Consider the following 19,891-nt stretch of genomic DNA (forward strand, 5'->3'; position numbering starts at 1 on the left):
ACGCTTTAGTTTTCAGGCAAAACAAGCAGTTATCGGGTCGGGAGCCTAATCAGGCTCCCGACTCTTTTAGTCAGTCGGAAAAATCCGGCTTTTCAGAAACATCACCTGATCCAACGCCTGGTCGCGGGCAGTTCAGGTGACGATTGAGGTTATTACCATGTCTCAGGAATTTGTTATCGAAGCATTTCCTCGTGACGATCAGGGGAGAGGTGCGAGCCGCCGCCTGCGTCGTGAGGAACGGAAAATCCCGGCCATCATCTACGGTGGCAAAAAGGATGCGACTCCGGTTGCCATCTGGCACAACGAGCTGAAGAAGGCTCTGGAGAACGAAGCATTCTTCTCTCACGTTCTGACCATTGAGCTGAACGGCAAGAAAGAAAGCGTGATCCTGAAGGATCTGCAGCGTCACCCGTACAAGCCTATCCTGACCCACGCTGACTTCCTGCGCGTAGACAAGGATCACGAGATCCACGTCAACGTACCGCTGCACTTCATCAACGAAGAAACAGCACCGGCCATCAAGCTTCAGGGCGGCGTTGCCAACCACCAGATCAACGAAGTGGAAGTGATCTGTCTGCCGCAGAACCTGCCCGAGTTCATCGAAGTCGACATGAGTTCCGTTGACATGGACCAGGTAGTTCACCTGAGCGACCTGAAACTTCCGGAAGGCGTTCGTGTTGCAGCCCTGCTGCAGGGCGAAGATCACGACCTGCCGGTTGTCGCCATTCACAAGCCGCGCGGCGCCAAAGCTGACGAAGAAGCGGAAGAAGGTGAAGAAGGCGAAGAAGGCGGCGAAGAGAAGGAGTAAACACTCCGGGGGCAACGGCGAATGGCACAGGATATTGTCATGGTGGTCGGTCTGGGAAACCCCGGCCCTGACTACGAGAATACCCGCCACAACGCCGGCGCCCTGTTCGTCGAAGCGCTGGCCCGCCATGCGGGCCAGACGCTCCGCCCCGAAAAGAAATACCACGGGCTCTACGCCCGCATCCAGTTGCAAGGTCTTGACCTGCACCTGCTTAATCCCTCGACGTTTATGAACCGCAGCGGCCTGTCCATCAAGGCACTGGCGGACTTCTTCAAGATTGCTCCCGAACAGATCCTGGTTGCCCACGACGAACTCGACCTGCCTCCTGGTACCGCCAAGCTCAAGAAAGGCGGCGGCCACGGTGGCCACAACGGTCTGCGGGATACCATTGCCCATCTCGGCACCAGGGATTTCCAGCGTCTGCGCCTGGGTATCGGCCATCCCGGCGACAGCCGCAAGGTGACCGGCTTTGTACTGGGCCGGCTCGGCAAACGGGAAACCGAAGAGCTCAACGCGGTGTTCGACGAAGTCATACGGGTGCTGCCGGATGCCGCCAGCGGCAAACTGGCCGCGGCCATGAACCGGCTGCACAGCTTCAAGCCCGCGCCCTGAGGGGGCATTTCCCCTTACTCGCACCCACCGGCAGACACCGGTATAATCCGCCCAAATTTTCCGTACCAGCAGAGGCATTCCATGGGATTTAACTGCGGCATCGTCGGCCTTCCCAACGTCGGCAAATCCACCCTGTTCAACGCACTGACCAAATCCGGCATCGGCGCGGAAAACTTCCCGTTCTGCACCATCGAGCCGAACGCCGGTGTGGTGGCCATGCCCGACCCTCGCCTGACCAAGCTGGCCGAGATCGTGAAGCCCGAGCGCGTGGTGCCCACCACCATGGAATTCGTCGACATCGCCGGTCTGGTGGCGGGCGCTTCCAAGGGCGAAGGCCTGGGCAACCAGTTCCTCGCCAACATCCGCCAGACCGACGCCATCGCCCACGTCGTGCGCTGCTTTGAAGACGGCAATGTAATCCATGTGGCCAACAAGGTGGATCCCGCCTCCGATATCGACGTCATTAACACCGAGCTGGCCCTGGCCGATCTCGACACCGTGGAAAAGGCGATCAAGCGTGTCCAGCGGGTTGCCAAGAGTGGTGACAAGGAAGCCAAGGCCCAGCTGGAAATGTTCGAGAAGCTGCTGCCGGTTCTGAACGAAGGCAAGCCGGTGCGCAGCATGAACCTGGATAAAGACCAGATGGCCCTGGTGCGGGAACTGTGCCTGCTGACCGTCAAGCCGACCATGTACATCGCGAACGTGAACGAGGACGGTTTCGAGAATAACCCGCACCTGGACACCGTGCGAAAAATCGCCGAATCCGAAAACGCCGTGGTGGTGCCGATCTGCAACAAGCTGGAAGCAGAGATCTCGGAACTGGAAGACGACGAGAAGGCCATGTTCCTGGATGAAATGGGCATGGAAGAGCCCGGCCTGGACCGGGTCATTCGCGCCGGCTACGGCCTCCTGGGCCTTCAGACCTACTTTACCGCCGGGGTGAAGGAAGTACGCGCCTGGACCGTAAAAATCGGCGCCACGGCGCCTCAGGCGGCAGGTGTGATCCACACCGACTTCGAGCGCGGCTTCATTCGGGCGGAAGTGGTCAGCTACGACGACTACGTCCAGTACAACGGCGAAGCCGGCGCCAAGGATGCGGGGAAATGGCGCCTGGAAGGCAAGGACTACATCGTCAAGGACGGCGACGTTATCCACTTCCGCTTCAACGTCTAACTTTTCAGGAAAAAATGGGCCCGAAGCCTTGACAGCATGGGCCCAAATACTGAAAATACGCGCCTCGTTTGGGGCGAAGCCCAAAGCGAAATGGCAAGGTAGCTCAGTTGGTTAGAGCACAGCACTCATAATGCTGGGGTCGGCGGTTCGACTCCGCCCCTTGCTACCAGTATTCGAGAAGGGTCACGATTCACGTCGTGGCCCTTTTTTGTTGATTCTGCCACTTTCCCCGGCCGGTCCCTGGCACGCCACAACTTCGCTATTTAGCCAGACTGCATTCTTTTACAGCCTTCTTTAGCTTATCGGTGAGACCGGTCTTTTCATGCTTCTTAGCAATGTAAAAAGACACCCCGAACCGACCGGCGTATTGCTGGTAATAAGTGCCTTCATAATCCTTCATTTATCCGGCGACAAGCAATTTGGGGATCAGGACAGCGCCTGCCCTGCCCCTCTTGAGCACCTCCGGAGCCTGTTCCCAAGTCCTCCGCCTGAACGTGTTGCGCACAGAACATAGCGCCGAGAAAGCAATATCTGATCACGACATTAAAGCTTCTCATCTTCCGATGGAGTCCTAATAATCACTGTCCGTTGATTCTATACTAGCTATGGTGGACCTACTCCGGGTTTATTCCCGGTGTCACTTCGGCGAAAACTGCGACAACCGGGGAAAGCCTGGAGTTGATGTGTATCAAGACTGATACCGAGCGAACGGCCCAGAATTCTCTGACGGTAGTTTGGGGTGGGCAGTGAAATGTTCCGGGACACTGAAGATATCATTGTTACTCTCCCACTGGACCTGGCCGCCATTCTCCTCATAGGCATCGCCATGATCGCCTTCCATGACACCAGTGCCAACCAGGCGTTTCTGTTCGCGGTTTCGGTTGTCCCACTTTCCAGGGTCTGGACTATGGTGTACGAACGGCGATGGGGAGATGAGCAGCCCGCCCAGGAGGAACATGGCAGCCGCAACAGGGGGCTGCTCCAGAAAACAATGAGTTACGTCGGCTTTGAACTCGTCCTGTTTTTTGCCTTCACGTCTTGCAGCATCTGGATTCTCAATATCGACACTATCAACGCCATTCTGACGGGCATCGTTCTCGTGCCTGCACATACCACCTATTGGGCCATGGCAAAGTCAATTACCGAAGAGCGCTGACGTTGACTGTGTTCAGTGGGCACCGGCCTTGGACAGTACATTCAGCACGAAAACGCCGGACACGATCAGTGCCATGCCAGCGACTCCCCACGCGTCCAGCTTCTGGCCAAACACCAGCCAGCCGGCAGCGGCGACCAGCACGATTCCAAGGCCAGCCCAGATTGCGTACGCGGTGCCCACCGGGATGGTTCGCAATGCCAGTCCAAGAAGGTAGAACGCGACCCCGTAGCCCAGGATCACGATCACCGACGGCATCAGACGGGTGAAACCCTCACTCGCCTTCAGTGAGGACGTCGCGACCACTTCCGCGATAATAGCCAAGGCCAGAAAAACCCAGTTCGTCATAGCACAACCTCCTGAATCAAGGCGGGCCATTGTGCTTGGGGCCGGCCGGAAAATGAACCGTAAAAACCGATAGCACTCCAGTCGAAGTCTGCCCCTTCACCCGATTGAAAGAATGGCATAAGCTCCTGTTTTACCCGGAGGACCTGTTCATGCCCCAAACCACCACCGTCGCCGGCCTGTCGCTCGACCGACTGGAGCGCATTTCCCGCCACCTTGACGAAAACTACATCCAGCCCGGCAAGCTTCCCGGAGCCGTGACACTGGTGGCCCGGCACGGTGAAGTGGCCTGGACGCGGGCCCAGGGACTCATGGACATTGAACGCAACAAACCGGCCCGGCGGGATACCATCTTCCGGATTTATTCCATGACCAAACCGGTCACTTCCATTGCCATGATGCAGTTGTACGAACAGGGCCGTTTCCTGCTGGACGATCCGGTCCACAAGTACATACCCGCGTGGAAAAACCTGTCCGTGTACAAGGCGGGTTCCTGGCCGGACTTCCAGACCGAACCGGCCGCGGCCACCATGACCATTCGTGACCTGCTCACCCATATGTCGGGCCTGACCTACGGGTTTCTGGAGCGAACCAATGTCGATGCCGCGTATCGACACCTGAAGCTTGACGGCAGCGGCAGCCTTACTCTGGACAAACTGATCGACCGGCTGACAGAACTGCCCCTTGAATTTTCGCCGGGAACGGCCTGGAATTACTCGGTGTCTACCGATGTGGTCGGCTACCTGGTGCAACTGCTTTCCGGCCAGCCCCTGGATGACTATTTCCGCGAGCACATCTTCTCGCCCCTGGGCATGACGGACACGGGTTTTCAGGTACCCGAGGAAAAACGGGAGCGCTTCGCGGCCTGCTACCTGCACCAGCCAGGCGACACCATGAGACTGCAGGATGACCCGGAGCGTTCCCGCTACCTTCGGACCCCGGCATTCCTGTCAGGCGGTGGTGGTCTGGTGTCCACGGTGGACGACTACCACCGTTTCGCGCAGGCACTGTGCCAGGGCGGTGAATACCGGGGCCAGCGCATCATCGGGCGAAAAACCCTCGAGTTCATGCGCAGCAATCATCTGCCCGGCAACCAGGACCTGCCGACTCTCTCCATCGGGGCATTCAGCGAAACCCCTTACGAGGGTAATGGATTCGGGCTGGGCTTCTCGGTCAAAACCGACGTTGCCAAATCCCATACCAACGGTTCGGTGGGAGAGTATGGCTGGGGTGGTCTGGCCAGCACCAATTTCTTTATCGATCCGGAGGAGGACATGGTCGTCATTTTCATGACCCAGCTGATACCCTCGTCCTCGTACCCGGTGCGACAGGAATTGCGGGCCATGGTGCACGGCGCGCTGGTCTGATCCGGGCACGGATCCTACCTTATCGAACTCTGTGGCATACTGATTTTCGACACCAACAACACCAATGATTACACAGCAAGGAAGTTGCGATGAAACTCGAGACACTGGCTTTACACGCGGGCTTCAGCGGAGACCCGACCACCCATGCGGCGACTACGCCCATCTACCAGACCACCTCCTATACCTTCGATGACACGCAGCACGGTGCGGATCTGTTTGATTTGAAGGTGCAGGGCAACATCTATACGCGCATCATGAACCCGACCAACGGGGTGCTTGAGGAGCGCATGGCGCAACTCGAAGGTGGTGTTGGGGCACTGGCGCTGGCCTCGGGAATGGCCGCCATCACCTATGCCCTGCAAACCATCTGCAAGGTCGGCAACAATATCGTCAGCACCAGCCAGCTTTATGGCGGCACTTATAACCTGTTCGCCCATTCGCTGCCGAACCAGGGTATCGACTGCCGGATGGTGCCCCACGATGATTTCGATGCGGTCGAAAAAGCCATTGATGACAACACCCGCGCCCTGTTTTGCGAATCCATCGGCAACCCGGCGGGCAATGTGGTGGATATCGAGCGCTGGGCCGACATTGCCCACAAGCATGGCATACCGCTGATCGTCGACAATACGGTGGCAACACCCTTCCTGTGTCGACCGTTCGAGCATGGGGCCGACATCGTCGTCCACTCCCTCACCAAGTACATCGGCGGCCACGGCACCACCGTGGCGGGCATCGTGGTGGATTCAGGCAAATTCGACTGGAAAGCCAGTGCCGACAAGTTCCCCATGCTGAACGAGCCAGACCCGTCCTATCACGGCGTGGTGTATACCGAGGCTCTCGGGCCCGCGGCCTTTATCGGTCGCTGCAGGGTGGTTCCCCTGCGAAACACCGGAGCCGCCCTGGCCCCCTTCAATGCTTTCCTGATCATGCAGGGACTGGAGACCCTCGCCCTTCGCATGGAACGTCACTGCGAGAACGCGGAAAAAGTTGCCAACTTCCTGCAGGACCATCCCTCCGTCGAATGGGTGAACTACGCCACCCTCGATGGCAGCCCCTACAAGGCGACCTGTGAGAAGATCTGTGGCGGCAAGGCGTCGGGCATCCTGAGTTTCGGGATCAAGGGCGGCCTTGAGGCCGGAGCACGGTTCATCGATGCCCTGCAACTGATCTACCGGTTGGTCAATATTGGTGACGCCAAGTCCCTGGCCTGCCACCCGGCTTCTACCACCCACCGGCAACTGAATCCGGAGGAGCTGAAAAGCGCCGGTGTGAGTGCGGATCTGGTGCGCTTGTCCATCGGCATCGAGCATGTGGACGACCTGATCGCCGACATCACCCAGGCGCTGGACGCTGCAACCGCCTGATTGCTCCCTGCCGGGTACGACCAATGTCGTGCCCGGCACATCCCCGTGATTGCCCGTACCTGCCTTGTATCTCCGAGTCCCGGCCATTACTCTTGAAGGCTGACCAAGCCTTCATGAGAGTCCCGTTGCAATGAGCGACAGCGCAAAACCCCGCATTACCAGTGGTTCCAAATTCCGTAATGAGCACGGCTTTTCCGCCATCAAGGATGGTATCAAGCGCAGCTCGGGCGAGAATCGGGATTCCAGGCCGGTGGAGCGCAAGCCAAAATGGCTGAGGGCTCGCATGCCAGGGGGCGAGCGCTACGAAGCAGTGCGTAAGAATGTCAGCGAACACCGCCTGAGTACGGTCTGCCAGGAGTCCCATTGCCCCAATATTGGTGAGTGCTGGACGGCCGGCACGGCCACCATCATGGTGATGGGTTCAGTCTGCACCCGGGCCTGCAAATTCTGCGCGGTAGATACCGGCAACCCCAAAGGCTGGCTGGATCACGAGGAACCCGAGAACACCGCCAAGTCCGTCGAGCTGATGGGCCTGCGTTACATCGTTCTGACCTCAGTAGACCGCGACGATCTGGACGATGGCGGCGCCGCCCACTACGCCGCCTGCGTATCGGCGATCAAACAGCGCACGCCGGAAGTGGCCGTCGAGGCCCTGACACCGGATTTCGATGCCGTCATGCCGCATGTGGAGAAAGTAGTGGATTCCGGGCTGGACGTGTTCGCCCAGAACGTTGAAACCGTGAAACGCCTCACCAGCCGGGTGCGGGATCCCCGCGCCGGATACGAGAAGACCCTGAGCGTTCTGGCACACGCCAAGCAATACCGCCCCGACGTGCTCACCAAAACCAGCCTGATGCTGGGACTGGGTGAAACCGAAGAGGAAATCCTCCAGACCATGGACGACCTGCGCGCTATCGGTGTGGATATCCTGACCCTGGGCCAATACCTGCGGCCCACGCCGAACCACCTGCCGGTGGAACGGTACGTCACCCCGGAAGAGTTCAATCGCTACCGGGAAATTGGTCTGGAGAAGGGTTTCATGGAGGTGCCCTCCGGGCCGATGGTTCGCTCCAGCTACCGTGCGGACAAGGTGTTCGACCAGAACAACCTCGGTCTTGCCGTACCGGAAGTACCCCAGGCCACCAACGCCATGCAGATTCCGGTCAAAGCGGTCGACTGACGCGGCAAGCCGCTTTTCCCCGGCGACATCGCCAAAGGTCACAGTCACCGAAAGTTTGTGGCACACTCTGCACTCGTTTTCCAGCAGAGTTGTTGCTTCATGAACCGGTTACGCGCCCTGTACGATCGCCTGATCCTTCCCCACCCCGTTGTTGTCCTAACCGTTTTCGGCCTGTTACTGGGTCTGGCCGCAGTGAAATTTGGCGAGTTCCGGCTGGACGCCTCGGCCGAATCCCTGGTCCTGGAAGACGACCGGTCGCTGGAACAGTATCGGAAGGTCCATCGCCGGTTCACCACCTCCGACGACTTTCTCATTGTTACCTACACCCCGAAACGCGAACTGTTCTCCGAACAGGGGCTCGACCACCTTCGCGCGCTGAGGGATGAGCTGCAGGCGCTCGACGCGGTCGGTTCCACCAACAGCATTCTGAACGTACCTCTGCTGCACAGCCCCGACCTGACCCTGGATACCGTCGACAGCGAGATCAAAACGATCGATGCCGACAATGTCCCCCCGGAAACAGCCCGGGAAGCGCTCCTGAACAACCCGCTCTACCCCAACCTGCTGATCAGCGAGGATGCGAAAACGACGGCCATCCAGGTTAATCTGCCTACGCCGGAGCGCTACTTCGAGCTGCTTCAGCAGCGTAACGAGCTGCGCGACAAGGTTGCAGGCGGCAAGGCGTCTGATGCTGAACGGGCCCAGCTGGAAACGGTCCGGCAGACATTCATAGACTACACCGGAAAGCTCGGCCAGGAGCGTGACGCCACCATTGCCACCGTGCGCACCATTCTGGACAGGTACCGGGACCAGGCGGAGATTCATCTTGGTGGCGTGCCTATGATCGTCTCGGACATGATTCGCTTTATCCAGAACGACCTTTCGACCTTCGGGTTCGGGGTACTGGCCTTTCTGTTGCTCACCCTGGCGATCATCTTCCGCCAGTGGCGCTGGGTGCTGATACCCACTCTGTGCTGTGGCTTTACGGTGTGGTTGATGGTTGGCTTCCTGGGCTGGGCTCAGTGGCCGGTAACGGTGATCTCCGCGAACTTCATTGCGCTGTTGCTGATCATGACTTTGTCTCTCACCATTCACCTGATTGTCCGCTACCGGGAATTTCAGCACGACGAACCGGAGGCCGACCCGAAAGACTCGCTACGCAAGACCGTAATGGCCATGATCAAACCCTGTTTCTACATGGCCGTTACCACCATCGTCGCGTTTGGCTCGCTCACGTTCAGTGGCATCCGCCCGGTAATCGACTTTGGCTGGATGATGACACTCGGACTGACCGTGGCTTTTCTGATCACCTTTATTATCTTCCCGGCCCTGCTCCGGATCCTGCCACCGCCACTGGACAAAAGTGTGCTGTCCAACCGGATTCCGTTCACCGACGTCTTTGCGAGCTTCACAGAGCGCTTTGGAAAGACCGTTCTGGTGGGGTCAGCGGCAATCGCCATACTGTGTGCAGTCGGCGTGAGCAAGCTAACCGTGGAAAACAGCTTTATTGACTACTTCAAGTCATCGACCGAAATTCACCAGGGCATGATCACCATCGACAACCGCCTGGGTGGAACCACACCACTGGACATCGTCATTACCGATGAAAAACCGCCGGAAAATGCCACAACCGACAGCGATCCGTTTGCCAGTGGCTGCGATCCCTTCGCCGAGGATTGCGGCGGTGAGGAGGAATACCGGGACACCTGGTATACCTACCAAAAAATGCAGAAACTGGAGAAGGTGCACAACTACCTCGACAGCCTGCCGGAAACCGGCAAGGTCCTGTCCATCACCTCCACCCTCGACATCCTGGCACTGATCAACCAGGGCGAGCGACTGGATGCCCTGGAGCTGGCGTTTGTGCCGGCGGCAGTTCCGGATGATTTGCAGGACGTTCTGCTGACCCCCTATATCTCCGAGGAACACGACCAGGCCCGTTTCAGTGTCCGGATTCTGGAGACCATGCCCGAACTCCGGCGCCAGGCCCTGCTTGACCGCATCCACTCACACCTGACTAACGAACTCGACTACGACGAGGACCAGGTCCTGTTCGCGGGCATGACCGTCATGTACAACAACATGCTCCAGAGCCTGTTCGATTCCCAGATCAAGACCATCGGCGCGGTGTTCCTGGCCATCATGGCCATGTTCCTGTTGCTGTTCCGCTCGTTCAAAATGGCCCTGATCGGCATTGCACCCAACCTGATTGCCGCGGGCTCCGTTCTGGGCCTGATGGGGTGGCTTGGCATCCCACTGGACATGATGACCATCACCGTGGCGGCGATTACGGTCGGCATCGCCGTGGATGACACCATTCACTACCTGCACAGGTTCAAAACCGAGTTCGCAAAAGATGGCGACTACCTGGCGACAATGCACCGGTGCCACCGGAGCATTGGCCGGGCGATGTTCTACACCTCTCTGACCATCATTGCCGGCTTCTCGATTCTTGTGCTCTCCAACTTCATCCCGACCATCTACTTCGGCCTGTTTACCGGGTTTGCCATGTTCATGGCCTTGCTCGGAGCTCTGACCCTGCTGCCCCGGTTGATTGTCATGGTCAAACCCTTTGGCCCGGGCGCCAGCGCCTGAACCAAAAAAAGGGCCGCATCCGAAGAAGCGGCCCTTATTCCAAGGCAGTGGGACCGGGTGCGAGGTTACTGACCCTGGCCCTGGCCTTGCTGCTGCATCATCTGGCGCTGTTGCTGCATTTGCTGCTGCATCTGCTGCATGCGCTTGTCGAGAGTCTCACGCTGCTCTTCGGTAAACACGCTGTCGACTTTCGCCTGCATGAGGGTCGAGAGCGCAGCGATCTCACCAGTCAGGTCGCCCAGTTCCTCGGCATTTTCGCGGATGGAGTCTTCGTCGTATTCCGGCTTGATCTCGGCCTGCATCTGCTGCTGAAGCGCGCGCGCCTCCTGACGGAGTTCAGCGATCTTGCCCTGCATCTCGTCGATGATGCCCCGGATCTCGGTTTGTTGGTCGTCAGAAAGACCCACCATCTGCGCCAATTGATCAACCTGATCCGGCTGACCGCCAGCGGCCTGTTGGGCCAGCGCCGGAGCGGAAAGGCTCACGGCGACAAGGGCAGTACCAAACAATTTTGCGAGCTTCATAAGGTTCTCCGTTTACAGGGTGGCCACGTCTGAAATACCACCGATTTGCGTTGGTTTCGTCATTCAGGTTGTACACCCTAAAACATCATGGCGACGTTTTTCACCCCGATGCCCCTCCTTTTTGTACACACTTCTCACCCGGTTCTCCCTCAACCCGCCACACAGGCGGCTCCAAACAAATGTGAAAATTTGGTCATTCCCCTTCATAATGGCGCCGTTCACCGACCGGCGGAGTATACGAGATGGCGATTAACTGGTTTCCAGGGCACATGCACAAGGCCCGCAAGGAGATCAAACAGGTAATGCCCCAGATGGACCTCATTATCGAGGTACTGGATGCGCGCATCCCGTTCAGCAGCGAAAATCCGCTGGTGCCCGCCCTGCGTGGCGACAAGCCTCTGATCAAGGTGCTCAATAAACGCGACCTCGCCGATCCGGAGATTACCGGGCAATGGCAGGCGTGGCTTGAACAGGAACGCGGCGTGCGCACCATAACGCTGACCCACAACCAGCGCAGCGAAGCGCTGGGCATCCTGAAGCTGGCCGAGGAAATGACCCCGGACCATGACCGCCAGAAAAGCGCCCTGCGGGTGATGATCCTTGGCATTCCGAACGTCGGAAAATCCACCATCATCAATACCCTGGCCGGACGGCCGGCCGCGAAAACCGGTAACGAGCCGGCGGTGACCCGTGCCCAGCAGGCCATCAAACTGCCCGACAACATCCTGTTGTACGACACGCCCGGCTTCTTATGGCCCAAACTGTCACCGGAAGCCTGCGGCTATCGTCTGGCAGTCACCGGAGCCATTCGCAGCTCTGTCCTCGATTTCGAGGATGTCGCCCTGTTCGAGGCGGATTACCTGAGACAGGCTTACCCGGAGCTGGTTAAGGCCCGCTACGGCCTGGAGCAGCTACCCGCCGATGGCCTCGGTCTGATGGATACAATCGCCGCGAAACGCCGGTTCTTTGGCCGTGGTGGTATCCCGGATCTGCACAAAGTGTCCGAGGTCCTGCTCAACGAATTCCGTGCCGGCACCTTGGGACGCATATCCCTGGAAACCCCGGAAATGGTGGAAAGGGAAGCAGAGGAAGCCGCTCAGGCCGCCGCCGACAAGGCCGCCCGGGAAGAGGTCAAGGCGAAGGGGAAGAAGAAAGGCCGCACCGGCAAACCCTGAACCACCCGGTGGTGACATACTCTGACGGCAGGGCGTCAAACATCCCCCGTGCGGTGCGAACAAAATGCGGCTGATCGTAGAACCCGGCTTCCATTGCCAATACGGACATGGACTTGCCCTGCTCCCAATGGGCCAGGACACGGTTCATCTTCAGGTGCAGCAGAAACCGTCGCAGCGGTACCCCAATCTCCTGCCGGAACAGGTGGCTGAGTCGCGACGACGATAGCCCCACCGATTCTCCCAGCCACGGCACGTCCACTTTTTCGGGCAACTCAGCACGAAGGAAGTCACAGACCTTCCGAACGCGGGGGTCCAGCGGCTCCGGCGAGTCGCCAAGGCATTCAACCGCTGTCGACAGAGCCTGCCAGACCGCGTCACAGCCTCCGGTCTCCAGGGCTGGAATACTGTCGTGCGGCAGCACCACATCCACCGATTGCCCGCCCTTCAGGATCGGCTGGAGAGCCCGCCAAAAGGCGCTGTCTGGGTCCAGTTGCGCGCACCACATGCGGGTGTCGCCGGGTTCCAGCGCCTGCACGGCGTCGGGAGCCACCAGCGCTGCCGATGTCGAACGCCACTGGCCCGCCACCTGAAGTCGAAACGGCCCATCAAGGCCAACGAGCCACGAAGCGCTGATGTGACGGTGAGGACGGTTGGGCATGAGATGCCCGACCACATGCCAGTGGTCGGGCCAGAGGAACAGGGTGCCATTCGGCGGATGCTGCATAGTCGGGCCGGTCAGTGAGTTTTCCTGTGGCCAAAGCATACCCCAGGTCAGCGGTTTCGCCAGCGCATCACCGGCCTGCGTGACATCATTGGCCCTGGATTGACCCACCGTGCTGGTCCTTGCCGTGGCTGCTCAGGGCAGAAGGCACAGGAATTCCAATCTTGGCGGCAAACTCGATGCTGACAAAAATGGGCCCGATCAACAGAAACACCAGATCTTCCACAAACGATGGCTTTTTCCCTTCGACCTTGTGGCCATAGACCTGCAAGGCCCAGGCCGCGACCCAGACCACGAGACTGCTCCAGAACAGTGACCAGCCGGCAGCGATAACACTCTGGATGAGCCAGGCCGAGACGGCAAACCACCCTGCCATCAACACGAATACCCACAGCGACAGACGCAGGTATACAACACCTGACAGCACCGCCAGCACGGTGGCACCATTGACCCACTCACCCGCCATGCCCGTCAGGCCCAGCCAGCTTCCAACCGGTATTAGCCAGAGCAGGCCGAGAGTGGAAAACACAATGGCCGGCACGCACACAATGTGGACCCACTGGTTGAAGGAATTCTGGTGGCTCTCACCGTAGTCGCTCAAAAACTGCGGCAACGATCGCATGGACATCTCCCATTGTTGTTGTCTTTGATAATTGTCACTATATCAAGCTCCCTTTCCCGGTCCTTGTACGTAACAGCTATTGCCCGGTCATTGCCGATCGACTCAATCGCCCCTTACCAAGGTCAAATATCACCGCCACGGCAAAAAGCCTAAACTGTTCATAACGTCACTGATCACATGATTTCGCCATGCCTGGCGGGTCGTAAAGGAGGAAAGTATGAGACGCGTTGTCGTCACCGGTATGGGCATTGTTTCCTGCCTCGGTAACTCACTGGACGAGGTAACGGAAAGCCTGAAAAACGGAAAATCCGGCATTCGATTCAATGAAACCTACAAGGAGATGGGGTTTCGCAGCCAGGTTTCCGGTTCACCGGACGTGGACACCTCGGTCATTGATCGCAAGATCCGTCGGTTTATGGGCCCCTCGGCCATGTACAGCTACCTGTCCATGGAACAGGCCATCGCCCAGGCCGGCCTGACCGAAGACCTGATCTCCAATGACCGCACCGGCCTGATTGCCGGCTCCGGCGGGGCCTCCTGCTCCAGCCAGGTGGAGGCAACCGACATCATGCGGGAGAAAGGCGTCAAACGTATCGGGCCGTACATGGTGCCACGCATCATGACCAGCACGGTGTCGGCGTGCCTGGCCACCGCCTACAAGATCCGGGGCGTGAACTATTCCATGTCCTCGGCCTGTGCCACCAGTGCGCATTGCATCGGTCACGCCATGGAGCAGATCCAGGCCGGCAAGCAGGACATTGTCTTCGCCGGCGGCGGTGAAGAAGAGGACTGGAGCCTGACCATGATGTTTGATGCCATGGGCGCCCTCTCCACCAAGTACAACAATGCACCTGAGACCGCATCGCGCCCGTTCGACAGTGGCCGCGACGGATTTGTCATTGCCGGCGGCGGCGGCATGGTCGTACTGGAGGAACTGGAGCACGCCAGGAAACGCGGTGCCAACATCATTGCGGAACTGACCGGCTACGGCGCAACCTCGGACGGTTATGACATGGTCGCGCCCTCCGGCGAAGGCGCACAGCGATGCATGAACCAGGCCATGGCGACTATTCGCGGCAAGGTTCAATACATCAACGCGCACGGCACCAGCACGCCTGTGGGCGATGTGGCGGAAATGGGGGCTGTACGGAATACCTTTGGCGATAACATTCCCGCCATTTCCTCAACCAAATCCCTGTCCGGCCACTCTCTCGGGGCAGCCGGCGTGCACGAGGCGATCTACTCACTCCTGATGCTGCAAAACGGTTTCATCGCCGGCACTGCGAACCTCAAGGATCTGGATGAGAAAATCAGCAACATGCCACTGGTTGGCCCGGCATCGCAGGAGGCCGACCTGTCTACGGTGATGTCCAACAGTTTTGGCTTTGGTGGCACCAACGCATCGCTGGTGTTCGAGAAGCTATAAGTTGCACGGATTTGCGGGTCCCTCGGGCCCGCTCTTTATTGGCGGTATATACTCTTAGTTCTGAACTTGCTCATTGGCAACATCGTTGTTCCGTATTAAAGTACGCGTTGACATGAATCAATTCGGACGGTTCACCTAATATGGCACAAGCAATCCGACTCCGTCAGGCTTCTTCTCCTCTCAAAGCCTCATGCCACCAGTGCAGCCTGAGCAATCTGTGCCTGCCTCTTGCGATCGAAGAAAATGATCTCGACAGTCTGGAGGATATTGTCCAGCAGGGTCGTATTTTCAATCGTGGCGAGCACATTTTTGATCAGAGCACGCCCTTTCGCTCCTGCTTTGCAGTGCGGAGCGGCTCGGTAAAAACCTCGATTATTACCGAGGGCGGAGAAGAACAGGTCACCGGCTTTTTCATGCCCGGAGAACTGATCGGCCTCGACAGCATGAGCAGTGACAGCTACGCCTGCACCGCCAAGGCTCTGGAGCGAACCAGCGTATGTGAATTCCCGGTTGAGAAACTGGAGGAACTGACTGGAAAGCTGCCGGACCTGCAGCATCACATGTACCATCTCATGAGCCAGGAGATCCAGAACAGCCACCAGCTCGCAATGCTGTTGAGCAAGAATACCGCCGAGGAACGCATTGCAGCGCTGCTACTGTCACTTTCCAGCCGGTTCCAGCGCAGGCGTATGTCCGGCACCAACTTCAGCCTGCCAATGGCGCGTAACGATATCGCCAACTTTCTGGGCCTGGCTGTGGAGACCGTCAGTCGGGTCTTCACCCGGTTCCAGAATCAGGGCATTATCAAGGCCCGTGGGCGCGAGGTTGAGCTTCTGGATGTGGAAGCATTGCAGATGGTCACCCGGGAATTCTCCCGCCAGGGCAGCCAATAAGACATCCGATCCGCCGGCTATTCAGCCGGCGCTTTCACCTCTTGCGGACTGGAAGTCTTCAGCATAGCCAACTCGTCCATCAGCCCTGAGCGCCACGGAAGCTGTTTGATACCAAAGGTATTGCGGATCTTGGTGCAGATAAGCGTGGTATTGAGAGGTTCCAGGTGGCCCCAGTTGGGCACCTCGTCCACCACGCGAATCCCTTCAGGAATGCCCGGAAGACCGGCGATCGCCAGACCGAGTTCGTACAGATTGATTTCTTCTGCGCCCGCATATTGATAGGTGCCCCAGACCTCGGCACCACAATCAATCTGCTGGATCACGGCAGTCATCACCCTCGCCAGATCACGGGCCGCCACAGGCTGACCGCGGCACCGTCCCGGCAATGAGAGCGTCTCCCCTGCCGCAGTGCTCGCCTGAACTTTTCGTATGAACCGTGAGAGACTCCAGCCGGTGCGCAGAATGATGTGCCGGGGCAGGAGTGTTCGCAGCGCCTGTTCACACTCCCACTGCCAGTTGCCGAGCTCATTGAACGGCTGACCGGGATTCGAGGTTATGTACCCGCTTTGTTTGCGGCCATCGAAAACGTAACAGGACGACAGCTGCAGCAACGCCATGCCACGCTCCGAGGCATATTCCGCCATGGCCAGTGGCAGGGAGAAAGCCGCCTTGTGAGTATCTTCCGGGTCATTCTGGGCAACTTCCGGATCCGAAAGCCAGAGGGCATTGACGATCAGGTCGGTATCTTCCGGAATCCAGTTCTCAAGGGCGTTGAGATCAGCACTGGCGGGATCACTGACCAGCAACGGACTAACCTGCAGCGACGTTTCACGCAAGCGCTCCAGCAACAGTTTTCCCAGCGGGCCATAATCATGAACAACGAGCACGTGCACGGGGGCTCAATACCTCCAGAATATCACTGATATGACGGGCCTCACGGACCGGTCAGGCCAATGGCTTAGAATCATCGGCCCCTACAATAACAGCCAATATTAAACGCAAACAGTTTAAAGTTTGCCTTCTCTTTACGGCATAAAAACAAGAGGAACCGACATGCTGAAACAACAGAGCCACATCGTGGCGCCGATTCCGGACGAACTTCGCACCAGGGCACTTTACACAGTAAACGAGCTCCGGGAGCGCGGCAAAGCCGATAAGGAGGCCATAGACAAGCTGTTTGAACTTATTGTGGAGCTCACCGAGTCGGGGCTGGACTTCTTTTTCCTCGAGCCTCTACGTCGCCTTAACGCCAGCAGCATGATGATGGGAATGGCCCGGATGGGCATCAGCAGCATGCTCAAAGGCAGCAAAATGGTGGTTCACAAAGTCCTGAAAAAACTGGACGACAAGAGCCTGGCAGCCATTCTCGACTTCATAGACGAAATCATACACGAGCCGGAACAGGGCTGAACCGTCTTCGCACCCTGACCAGCTTACCGGTACTCTCTTGGCACCCGTGCGGTGATGCCGGTAAGCAGCTCGTAGGAAATCGTTCCGGCACATGTCGCCACTTCGTCAACGCCCACCGTTGGCCCCCAAAGCTCCACCGGATCACCTTCCCTCGCATCCGGCGCGTTACTCAGATCGACTGCGAGCATATCCATTGAGACCCGGCCGATCAACCGGATCCGCTGGCCATTCACGGCGGCAGGCGTGCCAGTGCCTGCATGACGGGGGTACCCGTCACCGTAACCGATAGCAACCATGCCCATGCGGGTATCCCTGTCCGCCACGAAACCGCCGCCATACCCCACCGTCTCGCCGGCCCGCACGGTTCGGGTGGTGATCAGTGGAGCTTCAAGTGACATCACGGGCTTCAGCCCCAACTCGGGGCCAATCTTGGCCAGCATGGGCGACCCGCCGTACAGCATGATGCCCGGACGGCTCCAGTCAAACATAGGCTGACCGGGAATAAAGTGGGCGGCGGAATTACCGACACTTCGCATCAGCTCCGGCCAGTGCGCTGTCGCTTCCTCAAAACGCGCGGTCTGCTCGGCGGTCATCGAGCTGTCGAGGTCATCGGCGCAGGCAAAGTGGGTTACAAAACCCAGCAGGCCTGGACGGGCACCGATTGCATCCAACTTCCTCATCACCTCGGCCAGTTCGGCGGGCAGGAACCCAAGACGGTTCATCCCGGTGTTTACCTTGACCCAGAACGTTGGCCGCGCCGCCATTTGGTCCAGCCAGGCAAGCTGGTGATGACTGTGCAGAACCGGCTCAAAACCTTGCCGTACACACAGCCCGAGATCCCCGGGAGCATGAACACCCTGAAGCATCACCACCGGCTGCCGCAGCCCGGCGTCGCGAATGGCGAGCGCCTCTTCCAGGCAGGCGACCGCGTATTTCGGAGCATCGTTCGCGAGGGCCTGCGCCACGGGCACAATGCCATGACCGTAACCGTCGGCCTTGACCACCGCCATAGCCTGCGCCGGGCCAGCATGCTCGCAGGCCAACCGGTAATTCTGGCGCAACGCCCCCAGATCAATACGGGCAACAGTGCTTCGGGGCATCAGTAATCACCACCGTAATCGCCATAATCACCGTGCGCCAGATCTTCAAACTTGGTGTATTTCCCGATAAAGGCCAGACGGATCGTGCCGATGGGGCCGTTCCGCTGTTTGCCGATGATGATTTCGGCAATGCCCTTATCCGAAGTGTCCTCGTTATAAACCTCGTCGCGGTAGACGAACATGATGACGTCGGCGTCCTGCTCGATCGCACCGGATTCCCGCAAATCCGAGTTCACCGGGCGCTTGTTGGGCCGCTGCTCCAGGCTCCGGTTCAGCTGCGACAGGGCCACCACCGGACAGCTCAATTCCTTGGCGATCCCCTTCAGGGAGCGGGAGATCTCGGAGATCTCCGCGGTCCGGCCCTCGGTGTTGCCCGGCACGCGCATCAACTGAAGGTAATCGACCATGATCAGGCCGATCTTGCCGTCGTTCTCCCGGGCGATTCGCCGGGCCCGCGACCGCATTTCCGTGGGACTCAGGCCCGGCGTGTCATCGATGTAGAGCGGCTTGTCCTTGAGCAGACTGACAGCCGAGGTCAGGCGCGGCCAGTCGTCTTCCTCAAGCTTGCCGCCGCGGACCTTGGTCTGATCAATACGACCCAGGGAGGACAGCATCCTCATGGCCAGGGCATCCGCCGGCATTTCCATGCTGAAAACCAGGACCGGCGTGCCGGTGCTGATCAGCGCGTTCTCAACAATGTTCATGGCGAAGGTGGTCTTACCCATGGAAGGCCGCCCCGCGACGATGATCAGGTCGGCCGGCTGCATACCGGAGGTCCGGTCATCCAGGTCCCGGAACCCGGTGGTCAGGCCCGTGGTCTGCTCGCCCGATTCGAACAGCTCTTCAATACGGCTTAGCGTCTTGGTCAGTATTGGATTGATGGCCTGGGGGCCGGAACCTTCCTTGACGCGAGACTCCGCAATCTGGAACACATTGCGTTCGGCTTCATCGAGGATCTCGTTACTGTTTCGCCCCTGGGGATTGAACGCAGAATCCGAAATCTTGCCGGAGACCTCCACCAGTTGGCGCAGGACCGAACGCTCGCGAACGATATCGGCATAGGCCCGGATATTCGCGGCACCTGGAGTTTTCTCGGCCAGCTCGGCAAGGTAGGCCAATCCGCCGGCATCTTCGATGTCGCCGGCGCGTTCGAGAAATTCCGCCAGGGTGACAACATCCAGAGGCTCACTTTCACTGGCCAGTCGCTCGACAGCACCGAAAATGAGACGGTGATCCTGCCGGTAGAAATCGACAGCAGAAATGATCTCTGAAATCTCGTCAAACCGGCGATTGTCCAGCATCAGGCCACCGAGTACCGCCTGCTCCGCCTCGACGGAATGCGGGGGGACCTTGATGCGACTGGTTTCTAGATCAGAGTTGGCGGATTTCAGGTTGGGCTTGGCCATAACAACGTCTTCAG

19 protein-coding genes and 1 tRNA gene are annotated in these 19,891 nt (G+C 58.7%); 13 read left to right on the forward strand and 7 right to left on the reverse strand.

Annotated elements, in window-relative coordinates:
* Positions 1-157: 157 nt before the first annotated feature.
* The 5 genes from QQF73_RS17195 (at position 158) to QQF73_RS17215 (ending at position 3,749) form a co-directional block, all read left to right on the forward strand.
* Positions 158-808, forward strand: coding sequence for a 50S ribosomal protein L25/general stress protein Ctc (locus QQF73_RS17195; RefSeq protein WP_219868564.1), 651 nt, complete (start codon positions 158-160; stop codon positions 806-808).
* Between the two features lie 21 nt (positions 809-829).
* Positions 830-1,420, forward strand: coding sequence for an aminoacyl-tRNA hydrolase (pth, locus tag QQF73_RS17200; RefSeq protein ID WP_285368963.1), 591 nt, complete (start codon positions 830-832; stop codon positions 1,418-1,420).
* Between the two features lie 81 nt (positions 1,421-1,501).
* Entirely contained in the window at positions 1,502-2,593 is a 1,092-nt protein-coding gene (gene ychF / locus QQF73_RS17205) for a redox-regulated ATPase YchF (RefSeq protein WP_219868566.1), read from the forward strand.
* Between the two features lie 92 nt (positions 2,594-2,685).
* Positions 2,686-2,762: transfer RNA gene (locus QQF73_RS17210), tRNA-Met, on the forward strand.
* A gap of 582 nt (positions 2,763-3,344) precedes the next feature.
* Positions 3,345-3,749: a hypothetical protein gene (locus tag QQF73_RS17215; protein WP_219868567.1), complete on the forward strand. Its 405-nt coding sequence runs from the start codon at positions 3,345-3,347 to the stop codon at positions 3,747-3,749.
* Between the two features lie 12 nt (positions 3,750-3,761).
* Here QQF73_RS17215 and QQF73_RS17220 read toward each other — a convergent pair whose 3' ends face one another.
* On the reverse strand, positions 3,762-4,094 hold the full coding sequence (locus QQF73_RS17220; protein ID WP_219868568.1) for a DMT family transporter: 333 nt from the start codon (positions 4,092-4,094) through the stop codon (positions 3,762-3,764).
* Between the two features lie 149 nt (positions 4,095-4,243).
* Here QQF73_RS17220 and QQF73_RS17225 point away from each other — a divergent pair, with 149 nt between their 5' ends.
* From QQF73_RS17225 to QQF73_RS17240, 4 genes are all read left to right on the forward strand, one after another.
* Positions 4,244-5,458, forward strand: coding sequence for a serine hydrolase domain-containing protein (locus QQF73_RS17225; protein WP_219868569.1), 1,215 nt, complete (start codon positions 4,244-4,246; stop codon positions 5,456-5,458).
* 89 nt (positions 5,459-5,547) lie between these two features.
* On the forward strand, positions 5,548-6,825 hold the full coding sequence (locus QQF73_RS17230; RefSeq protein ID WP_218636940.1) for an O-acetylhomoserine aminocarboxypropyltransferase/cysteine synthase family protein: 1,278 nt from the start codon (positions 5,548-5,550) through the stop codon (positions 6,823-6,825).
* Positions 6,826-6,955: 130 nt separating this feature from the next.
* The gene (lipA, locus tag QQF73_RS17235; RefSeq protein WP_218636939.1) at positions 6,956-8,005 is read left to right on the forward strand and encodes a lipoyl synthase; all 1,050 of its coding nucleotides are present in this window, start codon (positions 6,956-6,958) and stop codon (positions 8,003-8,005) included.
* 99 nt (positions 8,006-8,104) lie between these two features.
* Positions 8,105-10,600 (forward strand): efflux RND transporter permease subunit, encoded by a 2,496-nt coding sequence (locus QQF73_RS17240; RefSeq protein ID WP_219868570.1) that lies wholly within the window; start codon positions 8,105-8,107, stop codon positions 10,598-10,600.
* A gap of 65 nt (positions 10,601-10,665) precedes the next feature.
* On the opposite strand, the gene QQF73_RS17245 is transcribed toward QQF73_RS17240, so the two are convergent.
* Positions 10,666-11,124, reverse strand: coding sequence for a Spy/CpxP family protein refolding chaperone (locus QQF73_RS17245; protein WP_219868571.1), 459 nt, complete (start codon positions 11,122-11,124; stop codon positions 10,666-10,668).
* Positions 11,125-11,366: 242 nt separating this feature from the next.
* On the opposite strand from QQF73_RS17245, the gene ylqF reads away from it, so the two are divergent.
* Positions 11,367-12,299, forward strand: a complete 933-nt coding sequence (gene ylqF / locus QQF73_RS17250) for a ribosome biogenesis GTPase YlqF (protein ID WP_219868572.1) — start codon at positions 11,367-11,369, stop codon at positions 12,297-12,299.
* Here ylqF and QQF73_RS17255 read toward each other — a convergent pair.
* Both QQF73_RS17255 and QQF73_RS17260 read right to left on the reverse strand, forming a co-directional pair.
* On the reverse strand, positions 12,256-13,131 hold the full coding sequence (locus QQF73_RS17255) for a helix-turn-helix domain-containing protein (RefSeq protein ID WP_285368967.1): 876 nt from the start codon (positions 13,129-13,131) through the stop codon (positions 12,256-12,258). The genes ylqF and QQF73_RS17255 overlap by 44 nt on opposite strands.
* Positions 13,109-13,642, reverse strand: coding sequence for an Mpo1 family 2-hydroxy fatty acid dioxygenase (locus QQF73_RS17260; protein ID WP_219868573.1), 534 nt, complete (start codon positions 13,640-13,642; stop codon positions 13,109-13,111). Before QQF73_RS17260 ends, QQF73_RS17255 begins: the two co-directional genes overlap by 23 nt.
* Before the next feature lie 217 nt (positions 13,643-13,859).
* On the opposite strand from QQF73_RS17260, the gene fabB reads away from it, so the two are divergent.
* Both fabB and fnr read left to right on the forward strand, forming a co-directional pair.
* Complete coding sequence (fabB, locus tag QQF73_RS17265; RefSeq protein ID WP_219868574.1) at positions 13,860-15,068, forward strand: beta-ketoacyl-ACP synthase I; 1,209 nt, start codon at positions 13,860-13,862, stop codon at positions 15,066-15,068.
* Positions 15,069-15,208: 140 nt separating this feature from the next.
* Positions 15,209-15,961: a fumarate/nitrate reduction transcriptional regulator Fnr gene (gene fnr, locus QQF73_RS17270; RefSeq protein ID WP_219868575.1), complete on the forward strand. Its 753-nt coding sequence runs from the start codon at positions 15,209-15,211 to the stop codon at positions 15,959-15,961.
* A gap of 17 nt (positions 15,962-15,978) precedes the next feature.
* Here the strand turns inward: fnr and QQF73_RS17275 are convergent, their stop codons facing one another.
* A complete protein-coding gene (locus QQF73_RS17275) occupies positions 15,979-16,854 on the reverse strand; it encodes an SDR family oxidoreductase (protein ID WP_219868576.1) in 876 nt (291 codons plus the stop codon).
* 160 nt (positions 16,855-17,014) lie between these two features.
* Here QQF73_RS17275 and QQF73_RS17280 point away from each other — a divergent pair, with 160 nt between their 5' ends.
* Entirely contained in the window at positions 17,015-17,371 is a 357-nt protein-coding gene (locus QQF73_RS17280) for a hypothetical protein (RefSeq protein WP_285368970.1), read from the forward strand.
* A 23-nt stretch (positions 17,372-17,394) separates the two neighbouring features.
* On the opposite strand, the gene alr is transcribed toward QQF73_RS17280, so the two are convergent.
* Positions 17,395-18,471: an alanine racemase gene (alr, locus tag QQF73_RS17285; protein WP_219868578.1), complete on the reverse strand. Its 1,077-nt coding sequence runs from the start codon at positions 18,469-18,471 to the stop codon at positions 17,395-17,397.
* Positions 18,471-19,877, reverse strand: coding sequence for a replicative DNA helicase (dnaB, locus tag QQF73_RS17290; RefSeq protein WP_219868579.1), 1,407 nt, complete (start codon positions 19,875-19,877; stop codon positions 18,471-18,473). Before dnaB ends, alr begins: the two co-directional genes overlap by 1 nt.
* Positions 19,878-19,891 lie beyond the last annotated feature (14 nt).

The sequence above is a fragment of the Marinobacter albus genome (genome assembly GCF_030238305.1).
GTDB classification, from domain to species: Bacteria; Pseudomonadota; Gammaproteobacteria; order Pseudomonadales; family Oleiphilaceae; genus Marinobacter; species Marinobacter albus.